Source organism: Fructilactobacillus sp. X3R2C1, from assembly GCF_059901235.1.
The window spans coordinates 23,561-39,178 of the sequence record NZ_JBWXVA010000005.1; the positions used below are offsets into that span (position 1 = coordinate 23,561).

At 38.8% G+C, this 15,618-nt stretch carries 16 protein-coding genes; 13 read left to right on the forward strand and 3 right to left on the reverse strand.

What is annotated here, in order from left to right; genetic code table 11:
- Positions 1 to 11 precede the first annotated feature (11 nt).
- Together AC6UDB_RS05675 and AC6UDB_RS05680 are read right to left on the reverse strand one after the other, a co-directional pair.
- Positions 12 to 545 carry a 3'-5' exonuclease gene (locus tag AC6UDB_RS05675; protein WP_500694306.1) on the reverse strand — a complete coding sequence of 178 codons (534 nt, stop codon included), beginning with the start codon at positions 543 to 545 and terminating at the stop codon, positions 12 to 14.
- A gap of 14 nt (positions 546 to 559) precedes the next feature.
- On the reverse strand, positions 560 to 1,330 hold the full coding sequence (locus tag AC6UDB_RS05680) for an exodeoxyribonuclease III (protein ID WP_500694307.1): 771 nt from the start codon (positions 1,328 to 1,330) through the stop codon (positions 560 to 562).
- A 100-nt stretch (positions 1,331 to 1,430) separates the two neighbouring features.
- Here AC6UDB_RS05680 and murB point away from each other — a divergent pair, with 100 nt between their 5' ends.
- On the forward strand, positions 1,431 to 2,330 hold the full coding sequence (murB, locus tag AC6UDB_RS05685) for a UDP-N-acetylmuramate dehydrogenase (protein ID WP_500709406.1): 900 nt from the start codon (positions 1,431 to 1,433) through the stop codon (positions 2,328 to 2,330).
- A gap of 15 nt (positions 2,331 to 2,345) precedes the next feature.
- Positions 2,346 to 4,457: a cation:proton antiporter gene (locus AC6UDB_RS05690; RefSeq protein WP_500709407.1), complete on the forward strand. Its 2,112-nt coding sequence runs from the start codon at positions 2,346 to 2,348 to the stop codon at positions 4,455 to 4,457.
- Positions 4,458 to 4,494: 37 nt separating this feature from the next.
- Here AC6UDB_RS05690 and AC6UDB_RS05695 read toward each other — a convergent pair whose 3' ends face one another.
- A complete protein-coding gene (locus AC6UDB_RS05695; RefSeq protein WP_500694310.1) occupies positions 4,495 to 5,145 on the reverse strand; it encodes a DUF1361 domain-containing protein in 651 nt (216 codons plus the stop codon).
- Positions 5,146 to 5,312: 167 nt separating this feature from the next.
- On the opposite strand from AC6UDB_RS05695, the gene cdaA reads away from it, so the two are divergent.
- From cdaA to AC6UDB_RS05750, 11 genes are all read left to right on the forward strand, one after another.
- Positions 5,313 to 6,161, forward strand: coding sequence for a diadenylate cyclase CdaA (gene cdaA, locus AC6UDB_RS05700; protein ID WP_500694311.1), 849 nt, complete (start codon positions 5,313 to 5,315; stop codon positions 6,159 to 6,161).
- Between the two features lie 2 nt (positions 6,162 to 6,163).
- Complete coding sequence (locus AC6UDB_RS05705) at positions 6,164 to 7,135, forward strand: CdaR family protein (protein WP_500694312.1); 972 nt, start codon at positions 6,164 to 6,166, stop codon at positions 7,133 to 7,135.
- A gap of 17 nt (positions 7,136 to 7,152) precedes the next feature.
- Entirely contained in the window at positions 7,153 to 8,505 is a 1,353-nt protein-coding gene (glmM, locus tag AC6UDB_RS05710) for a phosphoglucosamine mutase (RefSeq protein WP_500694313.1), read from the forward strand.
- A 201-nt stretch (positions 8,506 to 8,706) separates the two neighbouring features.
- On the forward strand, positions 8,707 to 10,524 hold the full coding sequence (gene glmS / locus AC6UDB_RS05715; RefSeq protein WP_500709408.1) for a glutamine--fructose-6-phosphate transaminase (isomerizing): 1,818 nt from the start codon (positions 8,707 to 8,709) through the stop codon (positions 10,522 to 10,524).
- 145 nt (positions 10,525 to 10,669) lie between these two features.
- A complete protein-coding gene (locus tag AC6UDB_RS05720; RefSeq protein ID WP_500696841.1) occupies positions 10,670 to 11,815 on the forward strand; it encodes an ABC transporter ATP-binding protein in 1,146 nt (381 codons plus the stop codon).
- 60 nt (positions 11,816 to 11,875) lie between these two features.
- Complete coding sequence (locus AC6UDB_RS05725; RefSeq protein WP_500696028.1) at positions 11,876 to 12,190, forward strand: hypothetical protein; 315 nt, start codon at positions 11,876 to 11,878, stop codon at positions 12,188 to 12,190.
- A gap of 102 nt (positions 12,191 to 12,292) precedes the next feature.
- Positions 12,293 to 13,336 (forward strand): lactonase family protein, encoded by a 1,044-nt coding sequence (locus AC6UDB_RS05730; RefSeq protein WP_500709410.1) that lies wholly within the window; start codon positions 12,293 to 12,295, stop codon positions 13,334 to 13,336.
- Positions 13,337 to 13,431: 95 nt separating this feature from the next.
- Positions 13,432 to 14,259 (forward strand): HAD-IIB family hydrolase, encoded by an 828-nt coding sequence (locus tag AC6UDB_RS05735; protein ID WP_500709411.1) that lies wholly within the window; start codon positions 13,432 to 13,434, stop codon positions 14,257 to 14,259.
- A 50-nt stretch (positions 14,260 to 14,309) separates the two neighbouring features.
- Complete coding sequence (locus AC6UDB_RS05740; RefSeq protein ID WP_500694319.1) at positions 14,310 to 14,558, forward strand: hypothetical protein; 249 nt, start codon at positions 14,310 to 14,312, stop codon at positions 14,556 to 14,558.
- Between the two features lie 87 nt (positions 14,559 to 14,645).
- Entirely contained in the window at positions 14,646 to 14,966 is a 321-nt protein-coding gene (locus AC6UDB_RS05745; RefSeq protein ID WP_500694320.1) for an ArsR/SmtB family transcription factor, read from the forward strand.
- Positions 14,956 to 15,558, forward strand: coding sequence for a cation efflux transmembrane domain-containing protein (locus AC6UDB_RS05750; RefSeq protein ID WP_500709413.1), 603 nt, complete (start codon positions 14,956 to 14,958; stop codon positions 15,556 to 15,558). The genes AC6UDB_RS05745 and AC6UDB_RS05750 overlap by 11 nt, the downstream gene beginning before the upstream one ends.
- Positions 15,559 to 15,618: the final 60 nt, after the last annotated feature.

A 15,618-nucleotide genomic window follows, 5' to 3' on the forward strand; every position in this document is an offset into this window, starting at 1 on the left:
TCTCAGCCTTTTTATATTAACTTGACGAACGGTTTAACGGCGTTTTTACCAAACTGCTGGTATTCATAAATTAAGATGTTAGCACACGCTAAGCTGTCATCTAGCGCATTATGATGGTGTTTTAATTCGATCCCTAAGTTCTCGCTAACCGTGTTTAACTTATGGTTAACAAATCCAGGGTAAAACTTTTTGGAAGTCTTAACGGTATCAAGAGTCTGATAGTGTGGTTTTGATAAACCATACCTTTCCAGACTCTTTTTTAATACACTATTATCAAAATTATTGTTGTGGGCAATCACCAGCTTATTTCTATCAAAGAGGGGGCTAATTTGATCCCACACCTCTGGAAAGGTTGGTGAGTCAATTACATCTTTTTCATGAATACCATGAACATTGATATTGCGCCAGTTAAACTCACATTCGGGGTTAATTAATGAGTAAAACTCATCAACGACTTCGTTATTTCTTACTACCGTTAATGCGACCGAACAAGCACTAGCCCGTTGGCCCGCAGCAGTTTCAAAGTCAATTGCCGCAAAATTCATTTAACGATTCTCCTCTAATCAATCTTAAGTCCATCAGTAATTAATTGGATCGGAGCATGATCTGAGCCGGTTACCTCACCAAGAATGTTTGACTCGGCAACGTCATCTTGAATTGAGTTAGAAACCAAGAAATAATCCATTCTCCAACCACGATTTTGGGCTCGCTCGTCGTAACGGTAACTCCACCAAGTATAGGCACCACTTTGGTAAGGGTGAAGTGCTCTAAAGGTATCTACAAATCCGGAAGCTAATAATCGACCAAAATCGTCACGTTCCTGTTGGGTGTATCCAGCCTTGTGGTGATCTTCTTCTGGGTCATCAATGTCAATTGGTTGATAAGCAACGCTCATATCGCCGCCAATCACGACCGGCTTTCTTTCAGCAAGTTTACTTACAAAGGTAATAAATTTTTGGTCCCAATCAAGACGGTAGTCGAGTCTTTGCAGCTCTTCGCCTGAATTGGGTACGTAAGTATTAATTAAATAAAAGTCAGGATATTCGAGTGTCAAACAACGGCCCTCGGTGTCAGTGTCGCTTCCATCAACACCATAAAACACGTTATCAGCTTTATGCTTTGTGAAAGTAGTTACGCCTGAGTAGCCGGGGCGTTCCGCTGAGTCCCAGTATTGGTAATAATCACCTGGTACTTCTAAAGCAATATCATTTTCGTGAACTCGAGTTTCTTGAACATTAAAAAAGTCAGCATCAGTTTCATTAAAAAATTCGTAAAAATTCTTTTTAACTGCTGAACGTAAACCATTTACGTTCCATGAGATAAAATTCATTGTATCCCCTCCCTTAATGCCAGTATAGCACGATCAGAAGTGTTTAAATAATGATAACGTGCTAGAATGTAATATGGATAATTAGAAAGGAAAATGACGAATGACTGAAGATTTAACAAAAAAATTCAAGGATATTAAAATTTTAAAAGATGAACCACTTTCCAAGTATTCTTGGACTAAAACTGGTGGGAAAGCTGATTTTCTTGCATTTCCTTCATCATTTAAAGAAACCGAAGAATTATTAAATTATACAAATGAAATTAAAATGCCGCTTACTGTGCTGGGAAATGCCAGTAATCTAATCGTACGAGATGGTGGAATTCGTGGGTTAACCATGATTTTGACCCAAATGAATAACATTAGAACTGAAGACCATCGGGTAATTGCCGAGGCTGGGGCTGCTTACATTGATGCAACTAAGGCTGCTCAAAAAGCCGGTTTGACTGGATTAGAGTTTGCTGCTGGGATTCCTGGCAGTGTCGGTGGCGGAGTGTTTATGAATGCCGGTGCTTATGGGGGAGAGACCCAGTATGCACTTGAATCAGCCACGGTTTTGACGCGTAAGGGTGATATTATTGTTTTAAATAACGACCAGTTAGACTTTGGTTATCGTCATAGTAGTATTCAAGACTATGGGGACGTTGTTTTGGAAGCGACCTTTAAACTTGAACCTGGGAATAAACGTGAGATTCAAAACGAGATGGATCATTTGAACTACCTGAGAAGGTCAAAGCAACCTTTAGAATGGCCTTCATGTGGGAGTGTTTTCAAGCGTCCTAAAGGATACTTTGCTGGAAAGTTGATCCACGATGCTGGACTACAGGGATATCGCTCTGGCGGAGCTGAAGTGTCCAAAAAACACGCCGGATTTATCATTAACGTTGGGGGTGCCACCGCTACTGATTATTTGAATGTGATTAAGCACGTTCAGGAAACTGTGTATAAAGATAATGGGGTTCACCTTGAGACTGAGGTTCGAATTATTGGTGAGCCAAAATAGGAGGAAACATAGCTTATGGTAATAGTTGAAGCAGTCATCACATTAATAGTTTTAGTCCTGCTTTCTAGCATTATCTCTCACTATGTCACTAAGATTCCAGTTAGTTTGATTCAAATTTTGCTTGGTTTAGGATTAGCATTATTCTTTAAATTCAAAATTGATTTAAACACGGACTGGTTTTTATTGCTGTTCATCGCACCATTGCTATTTAATGATGGTCGTGACTTTCCAAAACGAGAACTTTGGGAATTACGTGGTCCCATTTTTGAAAATGCCATCTGGTTGGTGTTCATTACAACCATTATTGGCGGTTATTTCGTTAATTTGCTGGTACCATCAATGCCACTGGCAGCCTGTTTTGCTCTAATTGCGATTTTGTCTCCAACCGATCCAATTGCCGTTCAGTCCATCTCAAAGCGTGTTCATCTTCCAAGTAATATTTTGCATCTAGTATCAGGTGAGAGCTTGATTAACGATGCTAGTGGACTAATTGCGTTTAAATATGCGATTGCTGCAGTTGTCACCGGTTACTTTTCTTTGGAACACGCTGCGGTTGATTTTGTTTATACCGCACTAGTGGGTTTGATCATTGGAATTGTTGGAATGTCTTTAATTATTGTTCTTCGTAATTTGTTATTAAAGGTACACTTCAATGACGTGATTTTTAACGTCGTCCTGCACATCTTGACACCGTTTATTATTTATGTAATTGCTGAAGATCTTCTTCATGCTTCGGGAGTTATTGCGGTGGTTGCCGCTGGGATTATTGATCACTTACAGACTAACGTTACCAATACCAAGTCACCAGAAGTCAACTTGTTGACCAATCGTACTTGGGATGTCATTGTTTACTGTTTAAACGGGATTGTGTTTTTAATCTTAGGTATTGAATTACCGGTTGCTACTAGGGTGGTCATCAATGGATCGGAATATCGAACTTTAGCATCCTTTGGGATTGCTTTTGCTGTTTGGGTGGCTCTTTTGGTAATTCGAGTGGTCTGGATTTTAGGATACGAATTCTTTTCGTACTACGTTACTAAACGGTCCAATAAGAAGCCAAGTTTGTCGGTTGCGCTATTGGCTGGAATTTCCGGGGTTCGTGGTGCCATTACCATGGCAGGAATCCTTTCGGTTCCCGCATTCTTATCGAATGGAAAGGAGTTTCCCGACCGTTCTTTGATGCTTTTTATTGCCGCAATGGTTATCGTGATCAGTTTAGTTGCGGCTACCATTATCTTGCCAATCATTTCCCCAGATGCTAGTTCACTTCAGACCCGAGCCTCATTGATTGATAAGGATGAAGATGATGATGAGACGGAAGATGAAGAAGATGAGCAGGAGGGCTATATTTCGGAAGATGCCGCTCGGATTTACATCGTAAAGAGTGCCATTGTCAGTCTTGAAAATAATAAGACCAACGATAATGAACGAGCGGTATATGATATTGTTTTGGATTATCAGGTTGAGTTACGAAAACTTTTAAGAAAGACGAGAGACGATAGTGCAGAAAGTACGTCTCTCAATGAAGAACTTAGTTTGAGACGAGTTGCTTTAAAAGGAAAACGTGACGCGGTTAAAGATTTGTATCGTGAACAACAAATCTCAAAAGATACTTACTGGATTGCAAATCGAAGGATTAATCGTGAGGAACGTCGAATGTTTGCAAATGGTTACGACGGCTATCGCAAAAACCACTGGTATTATCCGGGATGGTTTTCATCGATTCTTCATTCCATTAAAACCTGGCAGGTAAGTGAATCAGAAAGTAAAAAGACCAAGAGTGAATTACGACTTGTTACGATTGTTGGTGATCAGGCCGCCATTGATGCTATTTCAGACTTTTTAAGTCGAAGTGATATTAATGGTCAGGACTTTGACTCACAAATTGTTCACTTTATTGTCACTTTCTATCAGAGTCAGATTGAACGGGCCAATTCATACGATGATCCCGACGAAGATGATGAAGTCTTTGAGTATCAGTTGTTAAGATTGCGGTCGGTTGCACTGGAAGCAGAACGTCGCGCTGTGGAACAATTGATTAATAATAAAAAAGTTAGTCACGCGATGGGCCTTCACTTGCGTCAGGACATTAATTATAAGGAAACGCTAATGTTGAGTGATAACTAAAGAATCCTCCACTTATTGATAAGTGGGGGATTTTATATTATTCCTTATTATTACTGATAATGGAATAAATCCAGTAGATCATTAACTGTAGAACGGTCATCAAAAATACGAATACGACCATGTGCATATTCCACATGTTTAAAAATGGTCGAATGTACATCCTAGGTGAAAGGATGAGGTAAATTGTGTGGACTCGCATAAACCGTCCAATGAATAGTCCGATGGAACTTGCAACCGTTAGAATCACAATTGTAACGAAGTTAGAAAAATTACCGGATAAATGAATTTTAACGTCAATGGCCTTAGCAACGTGGACTAAACTCCAGAAACCGATAAAGGCACAGCTTAATGCACTGATCATCAGACATGTGTATAAAAACCAGACGTGCGGATCAAGTCGAAGTAATCCATTGGCTTCATCAGGATGTAGCCAAGCGAGATGAAGTAGGTCGGTCAGAATGTAAGGTGAATTGGGATAGAACAATAACCACAGAAGTGATAGGATCCAGAACACGAAACTATTTTGGTGTGGTTTGTTACCGATGTGGAAACTAAGTTCAATTGGGATATATCCTAGAAGGGTGTTGAGCGCTAAAAAACCGAAGCGTGTATCACGTAGAAACATGAATAAAAGCACGATCCACCCGATGAAAAATATTCTAACTTGCCATCTTTTATTTTGTGACATTATAATTTGACCCCTTTTCTTCTATATATAAATTAAACCCCAAATTAGCAAAAAAAACTAGAAATTTAACCATGGAATTTAATTTTTTTAACATTTGGAATTAGTTAACTGCCTTTATTTCAGCAATAATTCAGTGATATAATAATATACAAATTGGAGGTCGTTCTATGGGGATTGATTGGAGTAGCTTATTTACATTACATAACCTAAGCAACTTAATTGATATATTGGTTGTCTGGCTCGTGATATACGAGTTAATCATGCTTCTTCGTGGCACTCGGGCAGTGCAACTTTTTCGCGGCATTATTGTAATTATTATCGCTAAAATTGCCAGTTGGTATTTAGGACTGACGATGGTATCTTGGATTCTGGATCAAATTATCAATTGGGGAGTTATTGGATGCATTATCATCTTCCAACCTGAAATTAGACGCGGACTTGAAAAATTAGGACGCGGCTCACTCTTTAGAGCAACCCAGAATCAGGATGAAAAAGCCAAAAAAATGATTAATGCTTTAGATGGAGCAATTCAATACATGTCTAAGCGTCGAATTGGAGCGTTAATCACCATTCAAATGCATACCGGGCTAGAAGAATACATTGAGACCGGGATTAAGCTTGATGCTGACATTTCAAGTCAGTTATTAATTAACATTTTTATTCCCAATACGCCTCTTCATGACGGAGCGGTCATCATTAAGGATGATAAGATTGCTGCAGCGGCTGCCTACTTACCGTTATCGCAGAGTAATTTGATCCCTAAGGAATTGGGAACTCGTCATCGTGCTGCCGTTGGAATCTCGGAAGTTTCCGATGCTTTAACGATTGTTATCTCAGAAGAAACGGGAGAAGTTTCAATCACTAGAAACAATGAGCTTCTTCGTGGGATGACTCAGGAGGATTACCTGAAATACCTGAGAAGTCAGTTGATTCCTCGTGATCGACAGGAGCAACATCCAACGATTGTGACTCGTGCGATTAGTTTCTTTCAGAAGCATTTCGGAGGTGACAAGTAGCCATGAAAAAATCTTTTCGGAGTAAATTATTCTATGCTATCTTGGCACTAGTCTTTACAATTGCACTGTTTTTCTATGTTCATGATGGCAAAAATGATATGGGTCTCACTAACAGTACCAGTAATTCGACTAAAAGCACCCAGATGGCAGCTAATAAAACCAAGACACTGTCAGTTCCATTACAGCTCAACGTAAACTCAGACAAGTATTTTGTAATTGGTTATCCAGAAAAAGTTAACGTCCAGTTGTCAGGACCATCGGCGTTAGTCACTACAACCGCTAATACCCAGAACTTTAAGGTGTACGCTAACCTTAGTAATTTGGGGCCCGGAGAACACATCGTTAAATTACAACAGCAGGGGCTAAATTCTGACATTAAGAGTAAGATTAAACCTGCTCGCATTAAAGTTAACATTCAACCACGTCGGACCGTTAAGTTCCCCGTAAAAGCTGTCTACGACAAGAAAAACATTGCTTCTGGTTATAAGGCCGGAAAGCCGTCGTTAGACGTCAGTTCTGCAAAAGTGACTGGACCGAGTGATCAAATTAATCGAATTGATTCAGTAGTTGCTAAAACTAACTTGAAGCCTAACACCAAGCGTGATATAAAACAGGATGCGGTGATTGAGGCTTTAGACAAAAAAGGAAAGACCATCAACGTTATTATTACCCCATCAACAAGTTCGGTTGATTTACCGGTTTCAGCAGGTGATAATAAGAGGGTACCAGTCAAGGTTAATTTAGTTAATAAGCAGGCTAGTAAGACCTATGACGTTAAGTGTGATCCATCTGATGTGTTATTGTTAGGTGATAAAGACACGATTGATGGGATTAATTCGGTTAATGCCGACGTTGATGTCGAAAACATGTCTGGTGATAATACTAAGACGGTTTCACTTGATGCGGGTAACTCCAAAGTAAGTGGCTTGGATCCGGAAACGGTTAAAGTACAGATTAACGCAAAGAATAAGTAATAAAGTGAGGACTATATATGAAATATTTTGGAACAGATGGAATTAGAGGAGTTGCGAATAAAGACTTAACCCCAGAATTGGCCTTTCGGGCTGGTCGTGCAGGTGGTTATGCTCTGACTAAGCACAGTGTTCAAGATCATCAGCCACGTGTCTTGGTATCAAGAGATACACGAATTTCTGGACAGATGTTGGAAGATGCTTTGGTAGCTGGAATGTTGTCCGTTGGAATTGAGGTGGTTCAACTCGGAGTTGTCACTACCCCCGGAGTAGCATACTTGGTTAGAGATCAAAGTGCTGATGCCGGAGTTATGATTACGGCTTCACATAATCCCGCTGAGTTCAATGGAATTAAATTCTTTGGCGGTGACGGATATAAATTGTCCGATGACATCGAGGCTGACATCGAGAAGATTCTTGAAAGTGATACTGATGACTTACCACGTCCCTCAGCAAAGGGATTAGGCACTTCAGCAGAGTACACCGAAGCATCGCAAAAGTATCTTCACTTTCTGTCCCAAACGATTCCAGATGAATTAAGTGGGATTAAGGTGTCAGTTGATGCCGCAAATGGGGCTACCAGCAACTTGGTTCCCCGCCTTTACGCTGACCTTGGCCTTGACTTTAAAACAATGGCGACCTCACCTAATGGACTAAATATTAATGATAACGTCGGTTCCACTCACCCAGAACAGTTGCAAAAAATGGTTGTTGAAAATGGTTCCCAGTTAGGAATTGCCTTTGATGGTGATGGTGATCGGTGCATTGCTGTCGATGAAAAGGGAAACATCGTTGATGGTGATAAGATTATGTACATCTGTGGTAAGTATATGGATGCTAATGGTCGATTAAAGCATGACACCATTGTTACGACAGTGATGAGTAACCTCGGAATGTACAAAGCCATGGAAGCCAACGGCTTAAATAGTGTGAAAACTAAAGTTGGGGACCGATACGTGGTTGAATCAATGAAAGCCAATGGTTACAATTTAGGTGGCGAACAGTCCGGTCACATTGTGTTTTTGGACTTTAATACCACTGGCGATGGGATGCTAACCAGTCTGCAATTAATGCATATTATGAAAGAAACCGGTAAACCGCTTTCCGAATTAGCAGACGAAGTGAAAAAATATCCTCAAAGTCTTGTTAACGTGAAGGTTTCTGACAAAAAGCACGCGATGGATCATGACAATGTTAAAAAGGCCATTGATGATGTTGAAGATGAAATGAATGGGAATGGTCGTGTCTTGGTTCGACCAAGTGGGACTGAGCCGCTGTTAAGAGTCATGGTAGAAGCTCCGACTCAAAAAGAAAGTGATAAGTATGCAAACAAAATTGCCGACGTTGTTAGAGACGATATGGGAATTGAGTAAAGCAATCACGAATTAATAAAAGAGTTAACGTTTGTTAACTCTTTTATTATGCTTAAATTTTTATTAAATTTCGTTCATCAGTGCTATACCAATTCTAACTTATATTTGACAAACACTTGTGAAACCATTATTATCAAAGATGTTAAGTATATAAATAAAATTTAAATACATCTATACCAATTTTAAAGAGAGGTCATTCCCATGTGCGGAATCGTTGGAGTTACAGGCAATAAGAATGCGACATCCATTTTAGTTAATGGATTAGAAAAATTACAATATCGAGGATATGATTCAGCCGGAATCTTTGTGGAAGGAAAAGATCACAAAGATTATTTAGTGAAAACGACTGGAAGTATCGACGATTTAAAGAAAAAGATTGGGCCAGAAGTACAGGGAACTGCCGGAATTGGACACACTCGTTGGGCTACTCACGGTGGGGTAAACATTGAGAATGCTCATCCACAATTCTCAGATGACAACCGGTTCTATCTGGTTCACAATGGTGTGATCGAAAACTATGAACAACTGAAGAAAGAATACTTATCAGACGTTAAGTTTCATAGTCAAACTGATACCGAAGTGGCGGTTCAATTGGTTGATAAGTTTGTGATTGAAGACAAAATGAGTACAAAGGATGCCTTCATTAAGATGCTTTCACTCCTTAAGAATTCTTCATATGCTTTCATTTTAATGGATAAAGAAGATCCAGATACTTTATATGCAGCCAAAAACAAAAGCCCCATGTTGATTGGATTATGTGACGGTTTCAACGTAGTATGTTCTGATTCAATTGCTATGTTAGACGTTACTGATACTTTTCTTGAGGTGGTTGATGGTGACGTTGCGATTGTAAAGCCTGATAAGGTAACCATCCTTGATGAAAACCGTAAGCCAGTAGAGCGTCATCAGTTCAAGGTAACCATTGATCCAAGTGCGTCTGATAAGGGGACTTATCCTTACTACATGCTTAAAGAGATTGATGAACAACCCAATGTCATGAGAAAATTAGTTAAAGAGTACTTTGATACAGACGGAAACATGAACGTTGGTTGTGGCGTAATGGATACCATCCTTGATTCAGATCGAATCTATATCGTGGGTGCTGGTACCAGTTATCATGCTGGATTAGTCGGTAAAGATTTGATGGAGAAGTACACTGGAATTCCAACTGAAGTGCACGTCTCATCCGAGTTTGCTTACGAAGATCCATTGCTTTCTAAGAAACCATTCTTTATCTTTTTGACTCAAAGTGGGGAGACCGCTGACAGTCGGGAAGTTTTAGTGAACGTTAACAAGCATCATTTTCCTAGTTTAACCATTACTAATGTTGCTAATTCGACATTGTCACGCGAAGCAACTTACACGATGTTGCTTAATGCTGGTCCAGAAATTTCAGTTGCTTCAACTAAAGCATATACTGCTCAAATTGCAATCCAAGCCATTTTGGCAAAGGCCGTTGGTATGCGGGGTAATCGTCAGGTCGCAAAAGATTTTGATTTAGCACGACAATTGGGTTTGGTTGCGACTGGGATGCAGTCAATTGTTGAAGAAAAAGATAAGATTGATGAAATTGCTAAGAAATATTTCGTTGATGCTAAACAGGCCTTTTACATCGGCCGTGGGGTTGATTACACTGTTTCCCTTGAAGCAGCGTTGAAGTTAAAAGAAATTTCTTATGTCCATGCGGAAGGCTTTGCTTCTGGTGAACTTAAGCACGGAACGATTGCATTGATTGAAAAGGGCACTCCGGTGATTGGTATTATCACCCAGAAGAAGACCGCTGGATTAACTCGTAGTAATCTGGAAGAAACTGCAGCTCGTGGTGCCAGTGCTTTGACGATCGTGCGACAAAGTCTAGCTCAAGATGGTGATACGTTTGTGATCCCGGACGTTGATGAGTTGTTAACACCGCTGCTTAGTGTCATTCCAGCTCAACTAATTGCTTATTACACTAGTTTGAACAAGGGATTGAACGTTGATCGTCCAAGAAACCTTGCTAAAAGTGTTACAGTTGAATAATGTTTTTAAGAGCTACCATTCTTGGTAGCTCTTTTATTATGTTGTTGAAGCATCGTTGAGTACTGAACTTTCTTTACATTTTAGTAATTTTCTCGTATTATTTTATTATCGTGTCAGTTGTAATTTTGAATTTAGGAAGTAAACCATGACTGAAAAAAATTATAAAATTAAAGTACAAGATGTCACCAAAGAGTATGACATGTTCAAGACTCAATCTGACAAGTTAAAGTCGTTTTTCTCATTATCAAGGAAAAATAAAACCCCACATTTTTGGTCTTTGATGGGAATTTCATTTACCGTTCAGCCTGGTGAAGCATTGGGAATCATTGGTGTAAATGGTTCAGGAAAGTCAACCATTTCTAACATTATTTCTGGCATTATTCCGCAAACGACCGGCCAAGTTGACGTGCGCGGAGATACTTCGATTGTTGCGATTAACGCTGGATTGAGAAAGAATTTAACTGGCCGTGAAAACATCCGAATGAAGTCATTGATGCAGGGACTTACAAACCACCAAATTGATGACATGATGGATGATATCATTGCCTTTGCTGATATCGGTGATTTTGTTGATCAACCAGTAAAAGACTATTCTAGTGGTATGAGGTCCCGACTTGGCTTTGCCATTGCCGTTCACATTAAGCCAGACATTTTGATTATTGATGAAGCCTTGTCCGTTGGTGACGATACCTTCTACCAAAAATGTGTTGATAAGATTGATGAATTTAAAGAAGAAGGTAAGACCATCATCTTTGTATCTCATTCACTAAAGCAGGTGCGTTTGTTGTGTGACCGAGTTGCTTGGATTAACTACGGGAAGCTACGGAAAATTGGTCCGATGGAAGAAGTCGTCTCCGAATACCAGAAGTTCATCAAGTGGTTTAAGTCGTTAAGCAAAAAAGAGAAAAAACAGTTCCAGAAAAAAGAAAAGACCATTCAGAAGAATTTTGATATTGATAAGTATCAAAAAGAAATTACTAATGAGTATGCTGAGGATCACCCGAATGACCCTAATCCAGCACGAACCATCCATAAGCGGTTCTATAGTGAAGTTATTCAAGAAAAGATGCCGTTGACCACTAAAATTATGACGTGGGCGGTTTTCTTTGCCATGATTTTCTTTTGCTTGGTAAATGTATCTGGTCATCCAACGATGGCAGTTGTTAGACATCCAAGTTATATCATTCACCCAAGTAAGAAGATGAGGTACCAGAAGAAAAATGGTAAATCAGTAATGGTCACCAAGCATGAATACAAACAACTTGAGAAACATGCCTGGGGACAACGATAAAAATTTTGCTATTATTCATCAAAGTGAATAATAGCATTTTTGTTTAGGAGGAAGATTTAGATGGCAATGAAGAGTCATGAAACATTTACATTGATTGAGGAAATTACGCGATTAGATGGTTCTAAGTACCTTGAAATCAGCAACATGGTGCAGAACGGACGAGCTGAGCTTGCTGCAGAACGAAAAATGATTAAACAGGTTCGAATCCTTCAACTAAACATTCCTCACTCCGTTCATGTCATTAATTACGAGAACTATGTTAACCAGAATTATGTGATGCCAAAGGAAAACTTTGACCACTTTGAGGAGTGGAAACGAACCCCAGCAATGGATCATGAAGTCCAGATGATTTTAAAAGAGAACCATATTGGTTAAATCAATTGGCTAATCTTTTTGTGAATTAAATCATTAATATTTGTTATCACCAACCACCAAATATGGCATAATGAGTATGAATAATATTTGGAGGTGTTGATGATGACTGAAAAATTTTTAATTGGAACTTATACCCAAAAAACTAGTAAGGGCGTTTATCAAATTGAATTAAACAAAGACAAAAAACAGCTGGAAAATGCTCAGCTAATTGCGCAAATTAGCTGTCCAACCTATGTTGTTGATTCTGATGACCATAAAATTTATGCGATTGATCGTAATCAAGATGAATCGGAAACACGTGGTGGGATTGCTGTTTTTGATAGCAGCACCATGCCAGCTAAATTAATGCAAGAAGACATTGAAGTGGGTCCCTCACCAGCCTACATTACTGTAGACGAAGGACGTAAGATGGTCTATACAGCAAATTATCATACTGGTAATGTCATTGCGTATCACATTGAAAGTGACGGGACTGTCAAAGAATCACAGCGAATTCATGACGATGGAATGACCGGTCCACTACCAGAACAACAAAGTGGTCCTCATCCACACTATGCCGATCTAACTCCAGATGATCGCTTAGTGATTTGTGACCTGGGATTGGATCGAGTTTATTTGTATGATGTTTCTGACGCGGGTGAGATTACCCCAGTTAGTGAGGTTCAGTTGTCACCTGGATTTGGTCCAAGACACATTGCTTTTGCTGAATCGACGGGAAAGGCTTACTTAATTGGTGAACTAAGTAGTAAGATTGCAGTTCTTGATTATAATGAAGAAGCTGGCATCTTTACCGTCCAACAAGTTGTTAAAACTATTCCTAATGACTACAAAGATGCCAATGGTGGAGCTGCAATTCGAATAACTAACGATGAGAAGTTTGTGTATGTTTCTAATCGTGGCAATGATTCGATTGCTGTTTTTAAGGTCCTAGATGATGGTGACTTAGAGCGAATTCAAGTAATTTCAACTGAAGGGGAATTCCCGCGTGATTTTAACTTTAATTCAGATCAATCCTTCCTAATTGCTGTAAATCAAAACACTAATAACGCAACCTTGTACGAGCGAAATCATGAGAATGGTAAGTTGTCTGTCATTCAAAAGGATTTTGCGGTACCAGAGGGAACCTGTGTTGCTCCTCGAAAATAGTTAATTTAATTAAAAGTTAATGCTTTTATAGCGTTAACTTTTTTCATTCCCTTAACAAATTGATATAATTAATTTAAACAGGTGGGGTGGAGATTTTGATTAAATTAATTGTGACAGATATGAACAAAACCTTTTTAAATGAAGCTAATCGATATGATGAGATTAAGTTTTTAAAAACGTTTCAAAAAATGAAACACCAAAACGTTAATTTTGCCGTCGCTAGTGGCGGACCGAATGATAAATTACAAAGCCTGTTTATTGATTATCGGGACCAAATGGATTTTATTTCTCAAAATGGTTCAGTAATTTATCGTGGTAATGATTTAGTCCATGCCGAATCGCTGAATGATGATCAGATTAAACAGACTTTAAAGATGCTTTATGATGATTTTGGCCCTGACATTGTCGGGGTTAACGTATCTGGGCTTAAGCATACTTATGTAGATAAAAGGCTACCCGAAAAAATGTATCAGTTGATGAAACAATACTACAGTAATACGGTCCGTTTGAATGATTTGGCTAACATCACAAGTGAGAACACTGATGATCAGTTGGTAAAAGTTGGTGTGACGTTTAAGCAAGGTGCAAACGTGATGCGAAAAGTTCATGAAATGCGACAGATGCTTCCAGATAATCTTGAGAGTTTAAACTCTGGCTTTAATACCGACCTAATTGGTGTAAGGGGGGTTGACAAAGCAACTGGCGTGCGCTATTTGATGAAAAAATATGATGCCAATCCTGAAGAGGTTGTCACATTTGGGGATAATGAGAATGATTTAGGAATGTTGGATTTAACTCCGAATAGTTATGCTATGAAGAATGGCATTCGGGAGGCAAAGGACGCCGCTGGTCACGTTACCGAGTTTGATAATAACGATGATGGGGTTCTAAGGACAATTGATACCATTTTAGATAATCAGTAGTTTCATTTAGTAAGGTAATGACAGTACAAATATACGTGAGGCGATTAAAAATGAATAACGAAGAATTAAATAACATTGTTGAAGGACGTTTGGATAAGTACTTTGAAAAATATCCAAGTACTCCTGATGTTGAGATGTACAAGATTGAGTTGAAACGTTCAATCGTAAAAGATGCATTAGCTAAGATTTCAGATGAAGTTACGATTAACGATGCAATTAACCAGGCTTTTTCTGACTTTGGTGACATTGATCACGCTATTAATCAGATTGTTTTTAAAAGTCATGGAATCAAGGATTAAAATGAATTAGCCGTTGTGGCTTTTTTTATTAGGATACATATGATAATGTATTCATATGAAGTAAATTACATATATAAGGAGAAAATCATGGATTCTAAGATTAATCCCAAAAAATTAGAAGAAGCTCATGAGTTATTTAAAATTTTGAGTAATCCGGTTCGGATTCAAATGTTAGTGTTGTTAGAAAATCACTTACTCAACGTTGGTGAGATTAGTGAGGAACTTGGGCTTGAACAATCAGCTACTTCTCATCAATTGGCAATGCTTAAAAAGCATCAATTGGTAAGTAGCGAACGGAAGGGCAAGTCAAATTATTATCGCCTGGATGATCCTCATATTATGGACATTGTAAATGAAGGACTAGCTCATTCGGATCACGTGGTAAGGGGTGTCAAACATGGAAACTAAAAACGTGGTTGGATATGGAATGATAATTGAGATGGTTGCGATTGCTTGGATGATAGTAGAATTTTCGGTTGGCTTAAAGGCCGGGATCGATGCCCACTCAATTGTATTAATTGCGTTTGGTCTTGATAGTTTGATGGAGATTATTGCTGGATTTGTTTTACTATTTCGTTTGGAAATTGAGTTTAAAGGGAATTCAAAAATTGACATTAATCGAGTGGATAAGGTTGCCACGAAGATCGTTAGCATCATTTTGCTCCTTCTGTGTGTCTATATTCTAGTTACTTCTGGATATAATTTGTTTCAGCATGAAGGTGCTGATGGCAGTCTGATGGGGATCATCATTTCTATTTTGTCTCTTATTATCATGCCAATGATCGCCTATGCTAAGTATTGGATTGGGAAAGTAATTGGTTCTAACGCTTTAATTCAGGATGCCATTTGTAGTGTTACGTGTGCTTATCTTGCTGGGACGGTGCTTATCGGAGTTTTGCTTAATTATTTTTTCCATATTTGGTGGATCGATTCAGCAGCAGCAATTCTAATTGTTTTCCTTATTGGTAAAGAGGCATTAGAATGTCTTGTGGAGAGCTAATCTTGACAAGTGCAATTATAGAACTATAATAATAATTGTATAAAGTTTAGTTGTACAAAA

Bases quoted from the DNA above. Each gene is read 5' to 3' on its own strand.
- AC6UDB_RS05730 (WP_500709410.1), top strand. From the start codon at position 12,293: ATGACTGAAAAATTTTTAATTGGAACTTATACCCAAAAAACTAGTAAG.
- cdaA (WP_500694311.1), top strand. From the start codon at position 5,313: ATGGGGATTGATTGGAGTAGCTTATTTACATTACATAACCTAAGCAAC.
- AC6UDB_RS05720 (WP_500696841.1), top strand. From the start codon at position 10,670: ATGACTGAAAAAAATTATAAAATTAAAGTACAAGATGTCACCAAAGAG.
- glmS (WP_500709408.1), top strand. From the start codon at position 8,707: ATGTGCGGAATCGTTGGAGTTACAGGCAATAAGAATGCGACATCCATT.
- AC6UDB_RS05690 (WP_500709407.1), top strand. From the start codon at position 2,346: ATGGTAATAGTTGAAGCAGTCATCACATTAATAGTTTTAGTCCTGCTT.
- AC6UDB_RS05705 (WP_500694312.1), top strand. From the start codon at position 6,164: ATGAAAAAATCTTTTCGGAGTAAATTATTCTATGCTATCTTGGCACTA.
- AC6UDB_RS05675 (WP_500694306.1), bottom strand. From the start codon at position 545: ATGAATTTTGCGGCAATTGACTTTGAAACTGCTGCGGGCCAACGGGCT.
- glmM (WP_500694313.1), top strand. From the start codon at position 7,153: ATGAAATATTTTGGAACAGATGGAATTAGAGGAGTTGCGAATAAAGAC.
- AC6UDB_RS05740 (WP_500694319.1), top strand. From the start codon at position 14,310: ATGAATAACGAAGAATTAAATAACATTGTTGAAGGACGTTTGGATAAG.
- AC6UDB_RS05750 (WP_500709413.1), top strand. From the start codon at position 14,956: ATGGAAACTAAAAACGTGGTTGGATATGGAATGATAATTGAGATGGTT.
- murB (WP_500709406.1), top strand. From the start codon at position 1,431: ATGACTGAAGATTTAACAAAAAAATTCAAGGATATTAAAATTTTAAAA.
- AC6UDB_RS05695 (WP_500694310.1), bottom strand. From the start codon at position 5,145: ATGTCACAAAATAAAAGATGGCAAGTTAGAATATTTTTCATCGGGTGG.
- AC6UDB_RS05725 (WP_500696028.1), top strand. From the start codon at position 11,876: ATGGCAATGAAGAGTCATGAAACATTTACATTGATTGAGGAAATTACG.
- AC6UDB_RS05745 (WP_500694320.1), top strand. From the start codon at position 14,646: ATGGATTCTAAGATTAATCCCAAAAAATTAGAAGAAGCTCATGAGTTA.
- AC6UDB_RS05680 (WP_500694307.1), bottom strand. From the start codon at position 1,330: ATGAATTTTATCTCATGGAACGTAAATGGTTTACGTTCAGCAGTTAAA.